The organism is Psychrobacter sp. H8-1 (genome assembly GCF_904846575.1).
GTDB classification, from domain to species: domain Bacteria; phylum Pseudomonadota; class Gammaproteobacteria; order Pseudomonadales; family Moraxellaceae; genus Psychrobacter; species Psychrobacter fulvigenes.
The window spans coordinates 2,474,548-2,495,160 of sequence record NZ_CAJHBG010000001.1 but is presented as its reverse complement, the minus strand read 5'-3'; the positions used below and the strand labels follow the sequence as shown (position 1 = coordinate 2,495,160).

Annotated in this window: 17 protein-coding genes and 1 pseudogene; 12 read left to right on the top strand and 6 right to left on the bottom strand. The window is 44.8% G+C overall.

The genetic code is table 11. From position 1 onward, the window contains the following. Positions 1-148: 148 nt before the first annotated feature. The 6 genes and pseudogenes from JMY01_RS10245 to gmk all read right to left on the bottom strand — a co-directional run bounded on the left by JMY01_RS10245 (position 149) and on the right by gmk (position 8,351). Positions 149-1,378 carry a cation diffusion facilitator family transporter gene (locus tag JMY01_RS10245; RefSeq protein ID WP_201575526.1) on the bottom strand — a complete coding sequence of 410 codons (1,230 nt, stop codon included), beginning with the start codon at positions 1,376-1,378 and terminating at the stop codon, positions 149-151. Between the two features lie 226 nt (positions 1,379-1,604). Then, complete coding sequence (locus tag JMY01_RS10240; RefSeq protein ID WP_201575524.1) at positions 1,605-3,893, bottom strand: primosomal protein N'; 2,289 nt, start codon at positions 3,891-3,893, stop codon at positions 1,605-1,607. 258 nt (positions 3,894-4,151) lie between these two features. Next, positions 4,152-4,532 (bottom strand): RidA family protein, encoded by a 381-nt coding sequence (locus JMY01_RS10235; protein ID WP_201575522.1) that lies wholly within the window; start codon positions 4,530-4,532, stop codon positions 4,152-4,154. 146 nt (positions 4,533-4,678) lie between these two features. Next, a pseudogene (locus tag JMY01_RS10230) lies at positions 4,679-6,875 on the bottom strand (bifunctional (p)ppGpp synthetase/guanosine-3',5'-bis(diphosphate) 3'-pyrophosphohydrolase). Between the two features lie 426 nt (positions 6,876-7,301). After that, positions 7,302-7,562, bottom strand: coding sequence for a DNA-directed RNA polymerase subunit omega (gene rpoZ, locus JMY01_RS10225; RefSeq protein WP_192524480.1), 261 nt, complete (start codon positions 7,560-7,562; stop codon positions 7,302-7,304). Between the two features lie 162 nt (positions 7,563-7,724). After that, on the bottom strand, positions 7,725-8,351 hold the full coding sequence (gene gmk, locus JMY01_RS10220) for a guanylate kinase (protein ID WP_201575520.1): 627 nt from the start codon (positions 8,349-8,351) through the stop codon (positions 7,725-7,727). Between the two features lie 260 nt (positions 8,352-8,611). Between gmk and ispH the strand changes: the two genes are divergently transcribed. The 12 genes from ispH to JMY01_RS10160 all read left to right on the top strand — a co-directional run bounded on the left by ispH (position 8,612) and on the right by JMY01_RS10160 (position 20,454). Continuing rightward, positions 8,612-9,568 carry a 4-hydroxy-3-methylbut-2-enyl diphosphate reductase gene (ispH, locus tag JMY01_RS10215; RefSeq protein ID WP_201575518.1) on the top strand — a complete coding sequence of 319 codons (957 nt, stop codon included), beginning with the start codon at positions 8,612-8,614 and terminating at the stop codon, positions 9,566-9,568. Positions 9,569-9,633: 65 nt separating this feature from the next. Then, positions 9,634-9,879, top strand: coding sequence for a hypothetical protein (locus tag JMY01_RS10210; RefSeq protein WP_201575516.1), 246 nt, complete (start codon positions 9,634-9,636; stop codon positions 9,877-9,879). A gap of 153 nt (positions 9,880-10,032) precedes the next feature. Next, positions 10,033-10,848, top strand: coding sequence for a thioesterase family protein (locus tag JMY01_RS10205; protein WP_201575514.1), 816 nt, complete (start codon positions 10,033-10,035; stop codon positions 10,846-10,848). Between the two features lie 327 nt (positions 10,849-11,175). Continuing rightward, positions 11,176-12,708, top strand: coding sequence for a catalase (locus tag JMY01_RS10200; protein ID WP_307781400.1), 1,533 nt, complete (start codon positions 11,176-11,178; stop codon positions 12,706-12,708). A 243-nt stretch (positions 12,709-12,951) separates the two neighbouring features. Next, a complete protein-coding gene (htpG, locus tag JMY01_RS10195; protein WP_201575512.1) occupies positions 12,952-14,922 on the top strand; it encodes a molecular chaperone HtpG in 1,971 nt (656 codons plus the stop codon). Positions 14,923-15,266: 344 nt separating this feature from the next. Then, positions 15,267-16,757, top strand: coding sequence for a C13 family peptidase (locus JMY01_RS10190; protein WP_201575510.1), 1,491 nt, complete (start codon positions 15,267-15,269; stop codon positions 16,755-16,757). A 111-nt stretch (positions 16,758-16,868) separates the two neighbouring features. Then, on the top strand, positions 16,869-17,759 hold the full coding sequence (fghA, locus tag JMY01_RS10185) for an S-formylglutathione hydrolase (RefSeq protein WP_201575508.1): 891 nt from the start codon (positions 16,869-16,871) through the stop codon (positions 17,757-17,759). Between the two features lie 209 nt (positions 17,760-17,968). Next, the gene (locus tag JMY01_RS14385; protein WP_374220372.1) at positions 17,969-18,256 is read left to right on the top strand and encodes a TIGR03643 family protein; all 288 of its coding nucleotides are present in this window, start codon (positions 17,969-17,971) and stop codon (positions 18,254-18,256) included. A 113-nt stretch (positions 18,257-18,369) separates the two neighbouring features. Further along, a complete protein-coding gene (gene rpe, locus JMY01_RS10175; RefSeq protein WP_201575504.1) occupies positions 18,370-19,062 on the top strand; it encodes a ribulose-phosphate 3-epimerase in 693 nt (230 codons plus the stop codon). A gap of 104 nt (positions 19,063-19,166) precedes the next feature. Next, positions 19,167-19,517 carry a hypothetical protein gene (locus JMY01_RS10170; protein WP_227677845.1) on the top strand — a complete coding sequence of 117 codons (351 nt, stop codon included), beginning with the start codon at positions 19,167-19,169 and terminating at the stop codon, positions 19,515-19,517. Between the two features lie 124 nt (positions 19,518-19,641). Further along, positions 19,642-19,953 carry a hypothetical protein gene (locus JMY01_RS10165; RefSeq protein WP_201575502.1) on the top strand — a complete coding sequence of 104 codons (312 nt, stop codon included), beginning with the start codon at positions 19,642-19,644 and terminating at the stop codon, positions 19,951-19,953. Positions 19,954-20,142: 189 nt separating this feature from the next. Beyond that, positions 20,143-20,454 carry a hypothetical protein gene (locus JMY01_RS10160; RefSeq protein ID WP_201575501.1) on the top strand — a complete coding sequence of 104 codons (312 nt, stop codon included), beginning with the start codon at positions 20,143-20,145 and terminating at the stop codon, positions 20,452-20,454. The last annotated feature ends 159 nt before the right edge of the window (positions 20,455-20,613 follow it).

Here is a 20,613-nt window from a genome sequence, read left to right as displayed (position 1 = left end):
TAGGAGAGAGTCAATCTTGTTTAAATAGTCGTGAAGGGTAGTGAAGGATAAGAGGGTAAATATAAGGATTTTGTGTGATAGCGAACTGGCGTCCAGTAACGAGTGAGACTAATGGCTCATAGATAATCTGTCACAAAACCCATCTACTTTAATGGTTGTGACCAATATGATTGTTACCCTCAGAAGGACGCTCTAATATGTCACAGACCAGTGCATCACCATGTGCTCGAGTATGCGAATGTAACAGGCTCTCAACCTGAATAGTAGCATGGTCGATACCAAGGTCTAAGAGGCGCTGTTCCAGATCAGCGATCAGTAAACTAGACTCGTAAATGCTCATTTCACCATCGACCACAACGTGACAAGATAAGGCATTTAGGCCGCTGGTAATACTCCACACATGTAGATCATGTATCTTGTGCACTTGTGGATGCGCTACCATCCTTTGCTCGACCTCAACCAGTGATATGTCTGCTGGCGTGCCTTCCATTAAGATATGTACCGAGTCGCGTACCACGCGATAACCACTGATTAATATCAGTATGGCAACCACCACTGATGCCACCGCATCCGCCCATATCCAACCAAACGCAATCATTAATAAAGCGGCGACAATAGCGGCAACAGAACCCATCAAGTCACTTAATACATGCAAATAGGCACTGTGCATATTGAGGTTAACTGGCTCTTCAGATCTCTTTTTGCGCGAATTTTGCGCGCTGTCAGATGATGCTTGCTCTGTACTTAAGTCATGGCTGTGCTGGTGTTCATCTGCTTTGGTACGGCTACCTCGGTGCATGAGCCAAGCGACCAAAATATTGACCAACATGCCAATAGTGGCAATGATGAGCATACCTTCGCTAGCAATGTCAGTCGGTGAGTTAAAGCGTTTAATGGCTTCATAAAAAATCATGACAGCGATAATGACGAGAGTGGCACCATTGACGGTAGCGACCAAAATCTCAAAACGTTTATAACCAAAAGTTTTTTGATGGGTGGCAGACTTTTCACCGATTTTGAATGCCATCAAGGTTGCGCCAAGTGCTATGGCGTCGCTTAGCATGTGGCCTGCATCGGATAATAGCGCCAAACTACCAGTGAGCCAGCCACCTATCGCCTCGATGAACATATAAGCAGTGATGATAATAAAGCTAAATAGCAGCGTGCGCTGATAGCCTTTGGTGTCTCGCGGTGCCGTTGTGACCTCTAAATGCTCGTCGTGATCGTGAGTGTCTTGATTACCATGGGTATAGTTCTTTATTTTGCTGTCTTTCTGTTGACTCTCAGGATGACCAGTACCCTCAGAAGCGTGCTGAGGATTAGCATTTGTTTGATTGGGGCTGCTATTTTGTTCAGGGTTCAAATCATTTGGACTCATAACAACACTCAAGATTATAGAAGCAAGTTAATTAATATATAGAGCGCGCCTATAAGGCTGTGCTCTATAAAAAAGTACGTCTAAGAGCGTACGTCACGTCATTAGTAAGCGTCATACTTTTTCGATATACAAAGAATTTAGCATATCTAAGACCTCTAAGCTGTAACTAGGCGTTAAAAAGGCAAGAAAGCCTATCTTAATCGTTATCAGTTTATGGTAGGGGTTGCTACCAACCAACAGGGTCTATGTCTAAGGTAAGCTTAAGATATTTGGCGCTTGGCATGGCAAGTACTGGCTGCCACCATTGATTTAATACATGATGTAATTGCTGTCTATCTTTGGCTAAGAGCAGCAATTGTGCATGATAGCGGCTGTTCTTTTTACTCATCGGCGCATCGATAGGACCAAGTACTGCAAGGTTGTGTCCATGAGGCAGATTAATAACCGCATCCTTGAGTGCTTGGGTGGTAGCAACAAGGGTCTTGCCTTCACAACGTATCAGCGCGGCATGGCTATGAGGCGGCAGCCCCATCATCTTTCGCTCTTGCAGCAATTCACGCGCAAAGGAGAGATAACCATCTTTCACCAGTTTTAATAATAGCTCATTATCTGGTTGCAGCGTTTGAATCAACACGCGCCCAGCTTTATCACCGCGTCCTGCACGTCCCGCTACTTGAATCATTAGCTGTGCGGTATGTTCAGGCGAGCGGAAATCTGCGGACAAAAAACCGCGATCAGCATTGGGCAAACAAACCAAGGTAACATTGGGGAAATGATGGCCTTTGGCGACCATCTGTGTGCCAACTAAGATGGCAGGATTGCCTTGATTGATACGCTGATAGATATTCTCCCAGCTGTCTTTGCGCCTTGTGGTATCGCGATCGATTTGGATAATCGGATACAGCTCTTTACTGGTTTGTGGATTGGCAAAAATAGCGTGCAAGTTTTCGCTCAGCCTTGTGGTGCCCATGCCTTTAGCATCTAAATTTTGACTACCGCAATCAGGGCAAACTTTTGGAATATAGGCTTGCCAGTCGCAGTGGTGGCATTTCAAATATGAACTATTTGAGTAATTACTCTGCTGAGCTTGGCTATTGTAGTGAACCGTTAAGTGCGCATCACAGCGTGGGCAATCTGCCTGCCAACCGCAAGCCTCGCATAATAAGACAGGGGCATAGCCGCGACGATTTAAGAATATCAATACTTGATCGCCAGCTTCAAGCGTTTGCCGTATCGCGCCAATGAGTGCATCGGTTAAACCTGTATCATAGCGCGTGCCGTCATCGGTTGTTTGTTGATGGGTACTTTGCAAGCGCGCATCAATCAGCTGCATCGTTGCAGGCTTTGCATTACCAGGGCGAGTAAGCAGCTGACACTCTACCAGCTTGCCATCATCGACTAATTTTAAATGTTCAAGGGAAGGGGTTGCGGTACCGAGCACGACTGGAATGTTGTATTGCAGACCACGATAAAGCGCGACGTCGGCAGCATGATAACGCAGTGTGTCTTGCTGCTTATAAGAGCCATCATGCGCTTCATCGACGACGATGAGGCCTAAATCTGTGAAAGGATACAGCACCGCTGAGCGTGTCCCGATGATGATTTGTGCATGACCAGTACGGCAGTCTTGCCAGCCTTGCAAGCGATGGGTATTGCTCATGCCTGAATGGAGCAACACAATCTGAGCCGCAAAACGGCTAGCAAAGCGTGCACGCGTCTGCGGTGTCAGTCCAATCTCTGGTACGAGAATCAAAACCTGTTTACCAGCTTCTAATACGGCTTGCATCGCTTGTAGATAGACTTCAGTCTTGCCACTACCAGTGATGCCGTTTAATAAAAATCCTGTATAGCGTTTAGCTTCATGGGCAGCAACAATGGCTGCAACGGCAAGCTGCTGTTCATCATTGAGATCAAGCGGCATTTTTGCGAGCTTGACAGGTGAGGGTGCTTGTTTGGGCTGAATATAGCGCTCTATAAGACCTTTTTCTTCTAGCGTTTTTAAAAAGCTCCGCTGCATGCCTTCTAATAACAGTACATCCTCACTAGCACCGCGCTCGCCATGTAGTTTAAGCATATCAAACTGCTGTTTCTGCTTTTTTGCGTTGGCACGAAAGTCGTCATCGGTAATGTGGGGCAGTATTCGCCAGTGGGTGATCAGAAGATCTAGTGGTTTTCCTTGACGAACTAGGCTTGGTAAGATGACGGCTAGGACGTCACCAAGTGGATAGTGATAATAACGGGCAAGCCAATGAGCAAGCTTGAGCATGCTAGCATCTAAGATAGGCTCAGCATCCAAGCATTTATTAATGGGTTTTAGCTTTTTGATAGGTACACTACTGTCAGTTTCAGAGATATGAGCAACCACGATGCCGATTAAGGTCTGACGACCAAATGACACCTCAACGCGGCACCCAATATGCGGTAAAGAGGGGCTTGATAAAGCGTTAGTATCTGCCGGTACACTATAGTCAAATACCCGATAAAGGGGCACGGGTAGAGCAACTTGTACCAACATAAAATACACCTATAGCTTTTAAATATAGTCGGAGCACTTTTAAACCGCTACGGTGTTATCCGCCCTAGATGTACTTAATGTACTACCTGCGGTCGGTCGCCTTGTAGCAATTTTAAAATTCCTTGACTATAGTTAGATCATGACATTGGTAGAGATAAGAGCAGTAAGCCCAAATAGCTATATTTGGGCTTACTTTAGAAATGTTTTTTGGAGTTTTTTTGACTTAATAACTTGAGAGTTAAGTAAAAATACGTCTGTTTACTCAATATACAGGATAGCTTCAATCTCAACCACGCCACCTTTAGGCAGTGCGGCGACCTGTACAGCTGCGCGGGCAGGATAAGGCTCGCTCAAGTTTTCAGCGAATATCTCATTCAGGACAGCAAAGTCGCTTAAGTCAGTTAAAGACACGTTGAATTTAACCACATCATTTAAGCTGCCACCCGCTGCTTCGCAAACCGCTTTTAAATTAGCGAACACTTGCTTAGCTTGCGCTTCAAAGCCGTCTTTTAGCTCCATAGTCTGAGGGTCGAAACCAAGCTGACCTGAAACATAGACGGTATTGCCAACTTTGACCGCTTGTGAGTAAGTGCCAACGGCTGCAGGGGCGTTATCAGTTTGGATGGTTTGACGAGTCATAATTTATCCTTGTCGTTCTTGTGTTATTTTAATCTGCTGAATGTTTGGGTAGCAGATGAGTGAGGGGTATTCTAAACTTTTAAAGCAAAGTTAAATAGGGGTTGTTAGCCGTCATACGAACAAACAAGTGAAAGTAGTAATCATCTTTATAGTTGATACAATCGTATGATATTTGGGAAGCCTAGTAATGAGCGCAGGTCACGAATGCCTTGTGCTAAGTGATTGCGACTACGGACGATGACATGGACGATAGTATCAGTACTGCGCACATCGACCTTTTCGACACCGATATTGAGCTGACGCAAATGATAGATGACTTCACTGATTTGCTCATCACTGAGAGCGATAGAAAGCTTTAGATAAGCTGGGAAACGAATCTCTCCAGTGTTTTTACCATTGATTGCATCTGCCTCATTCGTTTTGACCGTTTTATCGTCACGCCAGCGCAGCTGTATGACTTGATAAGGGTTATCCTTACGAATATCGTCTAGCGAAAAGCATTTGTGGCGGTGTACGACCAGGCCATGCCGTGATAAATGGCCTACAATTGGGTCACCATAAATAGGATGACAACAATTGGCAAAATCAAGCTCGACGCCTGTCGCGTTCGCGATTAGCTGCTGCGCCTGTGTCATGCCATTGTTTTGTTGTTGCGTTTGTAGAGTGCTGACTTCGTCGCTAAATAAGCGTGACACCACGAGCTGTGGCAGTAGAGTACCAGAGCTTATTTGTTGAAATAATGCGTCTTTTTCTGGTACGCCTCGCCATTCGATCAAGTTCTTCCAGTCGTTATCTGTTAAGTCGTCGAGACTCTTTTGGTAGGTTTTTAGCGCACGATCCAATGCTTGCTGACCATGATGCTGCTTATCGGCGGTCGATAAGTCTTTAAACCAGCGCAGTATCTCTTCACGTGCTTTATTGGTCACCACAAATCCTAGCCATTCCGCTTTTGGTTCAGAGTGGCTGTTTACTTCAATCTCAACCTGTTGGCCATTTTTGACCACCGTACCAAGCTTGGCTTTTTACCATCGATGTTTGCGCCAACAGCCACATTACCAACCATAGGCCCAACAGCATAAGCAAAGTCCAGCGCTGTGGCACCTTGTGATAGCTCATAAGCACGGCCTTGCGGACTATAGCAGATGATTTTGCTAGGGTGTAGGTAGTCCATCAGCTCATTAATTGTGAGACAGCCGCTGTAAAATCTGGGTTGTTTTCATCTAAGGTATCTTCATCGACCAACTCTTTCATATTGCGCAGCGATGCTTGGATGACTGAGCGACTGACATCGGAGGCATGCTCAGCACCAATGACTCCAAGCCGTGCAGCATTTTGCATTTTTTTGGTCAAAATAGTAACTTTCACAAAATCGCTGTCACGCTCATATATCAGCGTTAGTGATTGGTTACCACCTGGCAGAGGGCGACGAATATTGTCTTCAATATGAGAGTTCTCTATTTGGTATTTTTTTATCAGGTAGTAAGCGAGCTTGTCACACTCTTCGATGCTATCAAGCACAATCTCAAAAGCATAGTGGCGTAGCAATGCGTTGATTTCACCGCGATTACGGAAAAACTGGCGATATATCACCACGCGATTATCGAGTACTTTTACGTGTCCGTTTAGTCCTAAATTACTGAGGACAATACTGAGGTAACGGTGAATGGACTCTCTTTGGAAGTTGCGCCCAAGCCCATGCTGCAATAGCTTGTCAGACAGCTTGTTGTACATCTCAGAATCAAGGTTACGATAACAAAGCACTTCGATATAATCAGCAATATCATTGAGCCCCATCAAACGTGCGAATGGCACATAAAAGTCCAACGTTTCTTGGGCGGTCGCGCGCTGCTTTTCTGGACGTACCGCATCAAGCGTAGACATGTTGTGCAAGCGGTCAGCAAGCTTGATGATTAATACGCGTGGATCAGCGAGGGTTGCGGTTAGGATTTTATGAAAGGTAGCGGCTTTGTTTTGTTGCTTATCATGATTGGATGATTTTAGCTTAGTCACACCATCGACCAGTGTGGCGACAACTTTACCATAGCGCTGTTCGATTTCATCATCACTAACATCCGTATCTTCGACGGTATCATGCAAAATCGCAGCTATGATGCTGTCTCGATCTAAGCGGAAGCCTGCTAAAATCTCAGCAACCGCAATCGGATGGGTGATATAGGGCTCACCTGATTTGCGCTTATCTTTTATGTGAGCGATATCACCAAACTTGCACGCATCAATAATATCACGGCGATCTGCTGCGCCAAGATACCCAACTGAACGCAGCAAATCATACTGAGCTTCGTCAACCAGAGGATGACTGAGTTTGGGTAAGGTTTGGCTCATAGAGGGATGATCCTATAGTTCGTTGCTTTCAAGAATTGCTAGTGAAGAAGCGCTTGTTAAGAGTAAGGTTTTAATAGATGTTGATATTGCAACAGCTGTCTGTGAAGGTGACCTTTCATTATTGCAAGGCCACCCTCTAATTAATCGTAAATTGCTCTCAATGTCAACTACTAAGCGATTGGGCAGCTCAAAAAAATTGAAACCCTGCTAAGCAAATTCTGATAGTTACAGAGAGCAAATATAAAAAAGTTGACAGTCGTTTAGAAAAATAACAGGTTTAAACGCCAAAAAACCACAGCATGAACTGTGGTTTTTTGAATTGGAATATAAGTTTGGTGGTGTTTTGAGGAGACAATATTTTAAGGATACAGTATCTTAAGGAAACAATATCATCAGCCTAAAAACCAACCTGATGCCTGAGTGGCTTTAAAAGCTATGGTCACCTGACAATGCTAAATCTAGTGAGCTGGTTGCAAAGTTGTGCTCTGGTTGATTTAGAATATCACGGGTGATTTTGCCAGCAGCGATTTCGCGCAGTGCCAAAACAGTAGGCTTGTCATTATCGACATCAACCATTGGTTCAGCGATACCTTTGGCCAATTGACGGGCGCGTTTACTGGCAACTAAAACCAGCTCAAAGCGATTATCAACATTATCCAAACAATCTTCAATCGTCACTCGTGCCATAAATAGCTACCTCGGTTGTTTTTATTAGTGGTGAGCTGTGTCCGCCACTCAATAAAAATAATATCAAAAACATAAAGGGGAATAGCTAGGCATTATAGCATTTTTTGTACAGTTGCGCAGTTGCTTTTTATGCCTAGCCTATTTGAATTGAATAATATTTATCTAATCGAGTGCTTTATTATTCAGCAAGGTTGTGATGGTGCGATGATAGCGCTGCTGCTGACGCTTTAAAGTCTGTCTATCAGCGACTATGATGGCCTTTAGCTCTGTTAATGCAACCTCAAAGCTGTCATTAATAATGACGAAATCAAAGTGTACATATTGCTCCATCTCGGTCACTGCGCCAGCCAAACGTTGTTCGATGACCTCGGCAGTATCTTGGTTACGAGATGATAAGCGTTGACGTAACGTTGTCAGGCTTGGCGGTAAAATAAAAACTGTAATGGCATCGGCAAATATTTTTTTGACCTGTAGAGCGCCTTGCCAGTCAATCTCTAAGATGACATCAATGCCCGCATCTAGCTGTGCTCGTACGCTTTGCTCTGAGGTACCATAATAGTTCCCAAATACTTCTGCATGCTCCAAAAACTTGCCCTCATCGACTCCTGCTGTAAATGATGCGACATCAGTGAAATGATAGTGATGGCCATCAATCTCGCCAGGTCGTGGATCGCGAGTGGTATGGGAGACACTGACAGTCAAGTCGTTGGTGGTGGCTAATAGCTGCTTAACCAGTGATGTTTTGCCAGTACCAGAGGCGGCAGTAATAATAAATAATGAACCTGTCATACAGTGTATCCTAATGGGATGAGTGAGCGAGTAAGGGCTGGTAAAATGAAAAAAAGACATCATGTAGGATGATACAAATCATGCATGCCTGTGAATTATCCGTTTAATTATAAATTGATTTTAGATCCTAAAACCTACTTTACCGTATTACGACCGAGACGACGGTATTTTAAACGGTAATAAAGGCAATTTATGCTAAAGTAGGGTATTCGCATTATTGTAAACTTTTGACTCTAAATTATCTAATGATAGGCCTTCTTATGCAAATTTATCTTGCCAATCCACGTGGGTTTTGTGCTGGTGTGGACCGTGCGATTGCGATTGTGAACGAAGCATTGACACGTTTTGAACCTCCTATTTATGTCCGTCATGAGGTCGTACATAATAAGTTTGTGGTCTCAGATCTTGCCAATCGCGGCGCAGTATTCGTCGAGGAGCTCGATGAAGTGCCGGATGGCTCCATCGTTATTTTCTCTGCACATGGGGTCTCAAAAGCGGTCGAAGATGAGGCTGAGCGCCGTGATCTCACTGTGTTTGATGCAACTTGTCCTTTGGTCACCAAAGTGCATATCGAAGTAGCGAAGTTTGCCCAAGGGGGGATGGATGCTGTATTGATTGGTCACGCTGGACATCCTGAGGTTGAAGGCACCATGGGGCGTTTTAACCACCGTCATGGCGGTCAAATCCATTTGGTCGAAAACGAAGCAGACGTCGAAAAACTGACGGTACAAAATGCTGAGCGCTTGGCTTTTGTTACCCAGACCACCCTTTCGATGGATGATACAGCGCGCGTCATCGATGCACTGCGGGACAAGTTCCCTAGTATCCAAGGGCCACGCAAAGATGATATCTGCTACGCCACCCAAAACCGCCAAGATGCGGTCAAAGACTTAGCTGGTCGCTGTGAAGTAGTGTTGGTCGTCGGCTCACCAAACTCGTCTAACTCTAATCGCTTGCGTGAATTGGCCGAGCGCATGAACTGCCGCGCGTATTTGATTGATAATGCGAGTGAGATGAATCATAAATGGTTTGATGGGGTACAAAATGTCGGTGTCACCGCTGGTGCGTCAGCGCCTGAGATTTTAATTCAAGAAGTGCTGCAACAGTTGCAGGATTGGGGCGGCGATTTGCCAAGTGAGCTGTCAGGTATTGAAGAAAACGTGACCTTTAGCCTGCCTAAAGCCTTACGTATTCCAGTCACGCAAGTGGGTAAGTAAAGTAGGATATAATGAGTTATAGAGCCATCTACTATTATAAGCACAGTAGGAATAGGTAAGATAGGATGAAAAAACAGCGAAAAAGATTCGTATTGGCAGAAGCTAGCCTTAAAGAAGTCAATAAGCAATTAAATATCAATATGTTTGTCATTAGCATATTGGCGATGATGCTTGGACTAGACATAGCGCACTTTATGAAAGAGTACAGTCTTTTTTATGGAGTACTCGTTGTCATCATGGGTATTTTGCTGTTTTTTACTCTGAAAAGTCGTCAGCTTCTTAGGATGAGAAAACAAGAGCTTACTAAATAGAGCGTGTTGAATATGCATGCTTTCTTTCAATAATAAAACCTAATAATATTTTTTCATACAACGATAACGATTTCTCATAACCTTCAAAAAGTATTGGATAGTCCAAAAGTACTGGGTAAATGAGAAAGGATTGATAAAACACTAAGGAAGGTCATGTCAGCTTATTACAACTTTATCAAACGTGAACAGCAGGAAGACGGTGTCTGCGTTGCACACTATCAGCCAACCAAGCATGCGCAAGGCGCTTGGAATGAGCATGAGCAACATATGGCATCAGCAACAGGTGTACTCACAGCAGAGCTGAGCCAGTTTGCGCCGCAAAACAACATGCGCATCGCGCGTATTAGTCTGGATATATTAGGACTGATTCCGCTCGATGAGTTTACGATTACCACCCGCTGTATTCGACCGGGCAAGACGATTGAGCTTGTGGAGGCGGTGATGAGTAGTCGCGGGCGTGATTGCATTATTGCTCGTGCGTGGCGGCTGATGACTCAGGATACTAGCGAGATTGCAGGGCTTGAGGATCAAAAGGCAGTGAACAAGCCAGAAGAGTTGGCCGTTTGGGATGATATGAAAGGCTGGCCGGGCGGTTTTATCGAAAGTGTGCGTTTTGTCGCTGCTCCCGATCGTCGCGAAGGCAAAGGTATGGTTTGGATAACCAATGACATCGAGATGGTAGAGGGCGAAACCACCGATGATTTGGTGCATCTATTGGGTATGGTAGATACCGCCAACGGCGTGGTGCCAAGACTTGGTCTAGGATTGTCAGAGCTGCAATGGATGTTCCCCAATACTGATTTGCAAATTCATATGCATCGCACGCCACAAGGGAAATGGCTAGGTATCGAAGCTGTGCAGCAGTATGGCGACGACGGTATAGGGCTCACCAGTGCGGTATTGCATGATGTACATGGCCCGTTTGGTCGTAGCGAGCAAATTCTTACGATTCGTCCGATGCCGCGCTAGTGAGTAGTCTTATGATGGCTGGCTAGATGATGGTTGGTTAGCTCAGTTGCTGTGGTTTTTGATAGCTAAGTCGTTTTTAATAATCAATCATGCAGCGGCTTATGTTTTAAAAAACAAAACAAAAGAATGTGATTAATTTATTATGCAAATTTATCAAAATCAGTTGTAATAGTATTTAACAAGGCAACATGATTGCACTAATAGATTACTATGAAAAAGACTCACCGTTATTCAAACAAACTGACGACTATTCTAGAGCTACTGCTAGAAGCTTATTCAGAATAGAATTTGTACTTTAATCCAATTGCTTTTCAAAGGAGTATCACTATGAGCAACGACATGAGCGATAAAAAATGTCCCTATGCACCGACCCAATTAACGATGGGTAATGGCGCACCAGTCGCTGACAACCAAAACAGTCTCACGGCAGGTAAGCGCGGTCCACTATTGGCGCAAGATGTCTGGCTAAACGAGAAACTAGGCAACTTTGTGCGTGAAGTGATTCCAGAGCGCCGTATGCACGCCAAAGGATCTGGTGCCTTTGGTACGTTTACCGTGACCAACGACATCACCAAGTACACCCGTGCCAAAATCTTTAGTGAAGTGGGCAAGCAGACTGAGATGTTTGCGCGCTTTAGTACGGTTGCAGGCGAGCGCGGTGCTGCTGACGCTGAGCGTGACATTCGCGGCTTTGCGCTGAAGTTTTATACCGAAGAGGGCAACTGGGATATGGTGGGTAACAATACGCCAGTATTCTTTATGCGTGACCCCCGTAAGTTTCCAGATTTGAACAAAGCGGTTAAGCGTGACCCACGTACCAATATGCGTTCACCAACCAATAACTGGGACTTTTGGACGCTATTACCAGAAGCATTCCATCAGGTTACTATTTTGATGAGTGATCGTGGCCTGCCAGCATCTTATAGAAACATGCATGGCTTCAGCTCGCATACTTACAGTTTTTGGAATGAAGAAAATGAGCGCTTTTGGGTGAAGTTTCATTTCCGTACGCAGCAAGGCATCAAAAACTTAACTGATGCTGAGGCAGCAGAAGTCGTCGGTATGGATCGCGAGAGCAATCAAAGAGACTTATTTAATGCCATCGAAAATGGTGATTTCCCTAAGTGGAAGATGTATGTGCAAATCATGCCTGAAGAGGAAGCGGATCAAGTACCTTATCATCCGTTTGATTTGACCAAAGTATGGCCAAAAGGGGATTATCCGCTGATTGAAGTAGGTGAGTTTGAGCTCAATAAAAACTCGAATAACTACTTTGTCGATGTCGAGCAGGCAGCTTTTGCGCCAAGTAACTTAGTGCCAGGCATTAGTGTCTCGCCAGATAAAATGCTGCAAAACCGCTTGATTAACTACGCCGATGCTCAGCGCTATCGTGTCGGTGTCAACCATCAGCAAATCCCTGTCAACAAGCCACGTTGCCCAGTGATGAGCAACCATCGTGATGGTGAAGGGCGTGTCGATGATAACTATGGCGGTCGTCCACACTATGAGCCAAACAGCTTTAACCAGTGGCAAGAGCAGCCTGATTACGCTGAGCCACCACTCAAGATCAACGGCGATGCAGCACACTATGATTTCCGTGAAGACGATGACGATTACTTTAGCCAGCCACGTGAGTTGTTTAACTTGATGAATGATGAGCAGCAGCAAGTACTGTTTGAAAACACCGCCAGAAATATGGGTGATGCGCCTGACTTTATTAAGTATCGTCATATCCGTAACTGCAACTGGTGTGAGCCTGCATATGGCGAAGGCGTTGCCAAGGCACTTGGTATGACCGTAGAAGATGCCATGGCAGCCCGCGAGTCAGATCCTGCTGGTCATCTGCCTAGCTGCTTGTAATTCCTAGATTTTAAAAATAAATCATTCATTGTATAACGACACCGCCTTAGGACACTAAGGCGGTGTTTTTTGTTTAAACAAGTCTTTGAGCTTGAAATATTTCTCCGCGCCCCTATTAGTAGTAACAGCCTAGCGCTATTTAAAACCAAACGCTCTGATGCCTATTTGATGCTGACTTGAGTGACTTTGGTTTGATTACTGCTGTTTAATAATAAGTTTTGACATAAATTAAAGGAGTTTTTTATGAGTGAGCCAAAAAACGACACCCGCATAGTTGATGAGAATAATCCAGAACTAAAAAAACATACTTTTGAAGCGGAAGTGGCGCAGCTGCTGCATCTAGTGACGCATTCGCTATATTCTAATGCTGATATCTTTGTCCGTGAGCTGGTATCAAACGCCTCTGATGCGTGTGATAAGTTGCGTTTTGAAGCCACCAATGACGACAGCCTGTACGAAGATGATGGTGAGTTAAAAATTCGTATTGCCGTCGACGAGGAAGCCAAAACCATCACCTTTACCGATAACGGTATTGGCATGAATGAAGCCGATACCATCGAAAACTTGGGAACGATTGCCAAATCGGGCACCAAAGCTTTCTTGGACAAGCTCTCTGAATCACAAAAACAAGACGGTCAATTGATTGGACAGTTTGGGGTTGGCTTTTACTCAGGCTTTATCGTTGCAGATACCATCAGTGTTGAGTCACGTAAAGCAGGTGAGACGGCTGATAAAGGCGTGCGCTGGGTATCTGATGGCACTGGAAGCTTTACCGTTGAGCCCATTACCAAAGAAGCGCGCGGCACCAGTATCATCCTGCATCTAAAAGAAGAATATACCGAAGGTGAAGATAACTATCTAGATCGCGGCAAAATTAAGCGTTTGGTCAATAAATACTCAGACCATATTAGTTTGCCGATTCAGATGCGTAAAGAAGTCTGGCAAGAAGACGAGGTCGAGGAAGGCGACGACACGCCAGCTAGTGGACAAATGGTACTGACTGATGAGTGGGAAACCATCAACAAAGCCAGTGCGCTATGGACACGCTCAGCGTCTGAGATTGAAGAGGATGAGTACGCCGACTTCTATAAAAACATCACTTATGACATGGATGCACCGCTCACGTGGACGCACAACCGTGTTGAAGGTCGTGTACAGTATACGCAGCTGTTGTACATTCCCAAAAAAGCACCCATGGACTTGTATACCCGTGAGCAGCAACATGGTCTCAAGCTGTACGTCAAACGCGTCTTCATCATGGATGACGCCGAGCAGCTATTGCCAATGTATCTGCGCTTTGTCAAAGGGGTGATTGATTCAGCAGACTTACCGTTGAACGTTAGCCGTGAGCTATTGCAAGAGTCGCGCGATGTAAAATCTATCCGCGATGGTAACGCACGCCGCGTCTTGACTATGCTCGCAAGCCTTGCCAATAGTGAAGATGAAGCCAAGCAAGAGAAGTTTGCGCAGTTCTATAGCGAGTTTGGCGATGTCATTAAAGAAGGTCTGGGCGAGGACATGGGCAATCAAGAACGTATTGCCAAATTGCTGCGTTATGCTACCAGCACCAATGATAAGGTTGAGACCAGCTTTGAAGACTACAAAGCACGTATGAAAGACGGTCAAAAGGCCATCTACTATCTAACGGCTGACAATCTGGCCGCTGCCAAAAACAGCCCGCAGCTTGAGCTGTTTAAGAAAAAAGGCATCGAAGTTATCCTCATGACCAGCCGCGTTGATGAGTGGGCGATGAACTTCTTGACCCAGTTCGATGAGACACCGCTACAGAATATTGCCAAAGGCGCGGTAGATTTGGGCGACTTGCAAGACGACGAAGAAAAGGCGGAAGCTGAAAAGGCGCAAGAAACCATGAAGCCAGTCGTCGACAAGCTTAAAACAGCATTGGGCGATCGCGCAAAAGATGTCAAAGTTTCAACGCGTCTGGTTGACAGTCCAGCATGTCTGGTGGTCGGTGAAGGTGAGCTGTCTCCACAGATGATTCAAATGCTACAGCAGATGGGTCAAGATGTACCAGAGAGTAAGCCGACGCTAGAAGTAAACCCTGATCACCCACTCATCAAAAAGCTTGAGGGTAGCGAGCAGTTTGACGACCTTGCACAGGTTATCTTTGATCAAGCACTCTTGGCTGATGGCGGTCAATTAGAAGATCCAGCCGCTTATCTGAAGCGCGTCAATGAGTTATTGATGCGATAGTGGTTATCTTTAAACGATTTGTCTGATGAGTAAAGAAAAGGTCTTAACTATAAGGCCTTTTCTTATGTTTATTCTTTCTATCTACTTTTATAGTTTCTACCTCACTCTCAACTTTTTAATTATATTGAAATAAGTGATGGTATCTACAAAACTGCACTGCATCTATTTTAAAGTATGTTAACTATATAATAGTGCTTTTTACAAATCATGCTTATTTTCTTAACTAACAATCCGTTACAATCGTGAGAGGTTAGCAATATAAACTATGAGGTTAGGTTATCAAGATAGGCTCATACTCACTGCAAGAGTGGGCACTAATCTTGACTGGATAGAGGTCTAAGGCTTTGCCACTTTCGTCGCTAAAAACCATTTCTCTTCAGCGTTTTTCATTGAATTTCGCTGCCAATATTATTGCCGCTTTATGGATGCTGGTAGGGTCAACCCGCGCGTTTTCTTGGGTGAAGCCAACCTTTATGCAGTTTGCAGCGTTTGCACTATTGGCACTTGGCAGTAATGTGCTTTTTTCGTGGTTGGCGGCTGAGCAGGGAAGTGTTTTCAACGAGCAGGGTTTGGTCAGCTACCTAATTTGGCCAGCGATTATCTCCTTGGGCGGTATCATTCTTGCGCGGCGCTCAGGCAACCAAATGCTATTGTTTGTACCAGTAGTACTATGGCTGGTGGCTGATACACTATCTGCGCTGCTGCAAAGCTTGGTGCAGTTCTTGGGTAGTCAAGGGTGGCTGCCAGACTGGAGCTATTCATTTTTACCGATTTTGTTTTTAGTGCTGTTTTTATGGCAAACGTTGGCGCTGCTATGGATTTTTGCCCGCAGGCAACGTACGCCTTGGTGGGAGCGTATCATCGTACTGGTAGGAGCGGTGGCACTATTGACCATCTGGCAGCGTAACGTTGCCGACCAGCCTATCTTTAAGCAAATCCCTGTACAGCCTGTGTTACAAGAAGCAGCGCTTTATAAGCAGCCACAGCTATTGCAGCAAGCACTAGCAGGTATCGATCCGAGTACACCAGGCAAGAGTGATTGGTATTTTATGGGGGTTGCGGGATTTTCTGATCTAGATGTCTTCCGCTCTGAGATTAATAAAGTGCGCGAGCTGTTTGATGTGCGTTTTGGCACCAGTGGCTATTCATTGGCACTGATTAATAATACTTATAGCTGGCTAGACGAACCAGTCGCCACGAAGACCAGTATTTTGCAAGGGCTAAAAAGAATTGGTCAGCAAATGAATGCCGATGAAGATGTGCTCTTTATGACGCTGTCTTCACATGGTGATCAAGACTTTATTCATTTATCTAATCCACCCCTTGAGATGGACAATCTGGATGCCACCTGGCTGCGTGAGGCGCTGGATGCATCAGGCATTCGTTGGCGGGTGATTGTGGTGTCTGCTTGCTATTCTGGCTCATTTATCGATGAATTGACGTCACCGACTACTGTGGTTATAACGGCTTCAGCGGCTGATAAGATGTCGTTTGGCTGTACCAATACCGCGGAGATGACCTATTTCGGTCAAGCATTCTTTGCTGAGAGTCTGCGTGAAAGCAATAGCTTTTCTGCTGCTTTTAAAGAAGCGAGTCTACGTGTCAGTGAACGTGAGAGCTTTATGGGTTTTGAGCCATCAGAGCCACAAATGATCGTTGGTAGTTTGATGAAAACAGCATTGCCTGCATTTGAGCAAGTACTGTTTGACAAAGCGCGTTCACCAATCGCCAATGTTACTGACGGTACTGGCAATACTGACGATGGCGCTATTGACATATTGTATGAAGACGCTACTAATACTAGTCTGCCTATGACTACAACGACTACTAATTAGGGTAATTCCTAATAAATAAACGCTATTCATTTTTTAGTGCTTACTCTTTGGTTTATTAAATAATTTTATAAATCATCATTTGTTTTAATTTCTATAAAAAGGATGTTAATCATGAATAATGCTTACAATAAAAGTTTATCTGCCAATACCCAGCTTACCCAAATCAGTGTGAATCGCTGCTTTAATGGTGAGCAGCATTACTATAGTCACGAATCGACGGCTACTAAGACACCGATGACGTTTAGTATTTACCTGCCAGATGAGGCGCTGTTAGGACAACGCTGTCCTGCAGTTTTGTATTTGTCAGGTCTGACTTGTAACGCAGATAACGTCACTCACAAAGCGCACTTTCAACAAAGATGTAGCGAGCTTGGCATGATATTTATCGCGCCTGATACTTCTCCTCGCAGTAGTGAAGATACCGATGTGCCGAACGATGAGCGTTATTTTGTCGGTCAGGGTGCCAGCTATTATGTGGATGCGACGCGTGCGCCATGGGCAGAGAACTTCAATATGCAAAGCTACATCGTTGATGAGCTTTATGACCTAGTACGCTCTGAGTTTGCGATTAGCAGTATCGGTGTGACAGGGCACTCTATGGGTGGTCATGGAGCATTGTTATTAGGTTTCAAATTCCCAAGTAAGTTTGTCAGTGTCTCAGCATTATCGCCTGTCTGTGCCGCCAGCGAGTCTGCTTGGGGTGAGGCGGCCTATACAGAGTACTTCGGTGACGATAAGGCGCTATGGGCGCAGGCTGATGCATCACATACCATCAAAACCGTTGGCCGTCAGTACTCGAGTATCTTAGTAGATCAGGGCGCTGCTGATAACTTTTTGGCAGAAGGACAGCTGCAAACGGCTAAGCTACAACAGGCTTGTGAAGAAGCCAAGCAGCCGTTAACACTCCGCTATCAGGCAGGCCACGACCACAGCTATTACTTTATCCAGACAGTCATCAATGATCATATTGAGCATCACTGGCGCATGGCGCAGCTGAGCTAAAGGCTGATGTCTTATGCTGTTTTAAAAATTAAAAGGTAAGTTTTATGGCAAGTTATCAAGATTTAGCAGCAGCGGACGTAGATACCAAATCAGCGCTTGCGATCATGCAAGCTGACATGGAGGCTGCTTTGCAAAATAAGCAGCACGCCAGTGTTGATGTCGATGTTAATGTTAATGTTAACCTCAATGTTAGTAGCAATGGCAAACTGATAGGCTCTGTCAAATCACGCAATGAGACAGGCGGTAAAGTGCTTGATGAGGCGCAAGTCTCACGAGTGATAGAGATGGCCTGGGAAGACAGAACGCCATTTGCAGCGATAGAGCATAGCTATGGACTCAATGAAGCTGCTGTCATTAGACTGATGCGCCATGAGTTAAAACCTTCGTCCTTTCGCTCATGGCGTCAGCGTGTGACCAATCGTGCGACTAAGCACCAAGCAAAACGTTCATTTGCCGTCGGTCGTGCTTACTGTAAGACTCAATATAAACAGCGCTAGTGAGTTGAATATTCAATCTAAGTCGCTTAAAGATTGAAGCTTTACTTGGACCAGTTCCAAGTCTTTTTTATTTTATGACACTTTTATATAAACATGAATTAGGTAATTCAATTATGAGCAGTCCTTCTAAACCCTATCTCATCGCCCCTTCTATTTTATCTGCCGACTTTGCCAGACTTGGCGAAGAGGTAGAGCGGGTATTGGAGTCTGGTGCGGATGTCATCCATTTCGATGTCATGGACAACCATTATGTGCCCAATTTGACCTTTGGCAGTATGATCTGTAAAGCGCTGCGTGACTACGGTATCGATGCGCCAATTGATGTGCATCTGATGGTCAGTCCTGTCGATGGTATGATTGAGCAGTTCTTAGAAGCGGGTGCTAGCATCATTACCTTCCATCCAGAAGCCAGTGGGCACGTTGATCGTTCTCTAAAGCTTATCAAAGATGGCGGCGCTAAATGCGGCCTTGTGTTAAACCCTGCGACACCCCTACATTATCTAGACTATGTGATGGATACCGTCGATCAAATTTTACTGATGAGCGTCAATCCTGGATTTGGTGGGCAGTCGTTTATTGAGAGCACTTTAGACAAGGTGCGCGAAGTGCGTCAGCGCATAGATGCCAGTGGTCGCGACATCAGACTTGAAGTCGACGGTGGTATCAAAGCCAGTAACATCCGCGCTATCGCTGAGGCAGGTGCAGATATGTTTGTTGCAGGCTCTGCTATCTTCAACCAAGAGGATTATAAAGCCGCCATTGATGAGATGCGTCAAGAGCTTGCTTTGGTCAATAGTAGTCATTAAGTAAGCATAAGATTAAAGTAACTTTTAAGACATGAAGTCTAATAAGTGGCTTGTAAAAGCGACTTGTCAGTATCGACGTGTTTTATGCCACACAAAGGTGCATTATGAATAAGCCAACTACGCAAATGCCAGATGATAATCAACAGCGCCCTCAAGATCAGCCACGTAGCTTGGTACCTAAAGGGATTACCATTGGCCTAGCAGTGTTTTCATTAGTGCTAAGCCTTGCAGGTTATGGTTTTCGCTTGATGATAGGTGAAGATATAGAGTCAGTGTTACGTCATGCGGCGTTCATCGTACCCGCATTTGTCCTCGGTATTCCATTGCTGTTTTGGCTTGGCTCACGAGTGTTCAATAAAGTAAAAGGCACCCATATCGAGACTAGAAACGCCTTAACGCTTGGTTGGCTGACCGCTTGTGTGTCCATGCTGTGGCTAATGGGTACTTACAGCTAATCCGCTGCTTGCAAACCCAGTCAGCTATTTTGACTGGTAAATGGAACGATCATCAAACCTCTCATATTATTAAAATTTTTACTCATCAATAAGTCACGCTTTTTGGGTGTGACCGGACGCTAGCATGCCAAAAACCTCTAATAAAATTACTGATATTATCTTTCCAAAAGACTTACCAAACGGTTTGTTTATCGCCTTAATCATTGCCTGCTTGCTGTTGGGTTTGGCGTCATTGCGTCATGGTACCGATCTGCAAGGCTGGCTTGGTGTGTTTGAAAACTGGCTACTCATGCTGCTGATCTTTCCCACCGCGACGGCGACAGTTGCGCTACCGTTTAAGTACCGTGACCCAAGCTTTGAGCTAAAGCTGGCTTATTATCTGGGTATGTTCGTCGCATTGCTATTTACCTTAGCAAAACTACGCTACTGGCGTTAGAACAGCGACTGTTTTTACACAATCAATAAATAGATTAATACCTACTCATTGATAACACTTGTGTTACAGCCCTTGAATTCTAAGCTCAAAGCGTCCATTGTATGAATAAGACAGTTTTACCCGTATTGCTGTATAACGATAATTTGCGATTTTTTGCCAGTATATGACGGGACAATAAGGAACACATAAATGCCATATGATATTGATAATGAGATTGAAGTAGACAACGATAACCAAGATAGATTTGCAGGATTCGGTAAAGAGACGACTCTTGAGTTGGTCGAAGCAGACGATGGTAGATTATTGCTGCGCGATGCCGAACAAGATGATGCACCGCTGATGACCATTGATTTTTCTGACAAGCTAAAAGAGTTGCTCGGCAGCGATACTCAAGCCATCGGTCAGCATATGATTCATGCTGCCATTCAGGTGATTATGCAAAAGCAAATGAGCCAGTGGCATGCGCACGTCTATGACAAAGAGCCAACGCACTATAGTTGATACACTGCTGCATACTCTGGCTTGGCTAAGAGACTTTGTTAGAGTAGAGTTTGTTAGAGTAGTGTGAAGGTGAAATAACTAGGTAGAGACAGTCAGTTAAAAGTATAAATGACTGAGATAGCAGCCAATAAAAAGACAGACAATAAAAAGGGCTTATCA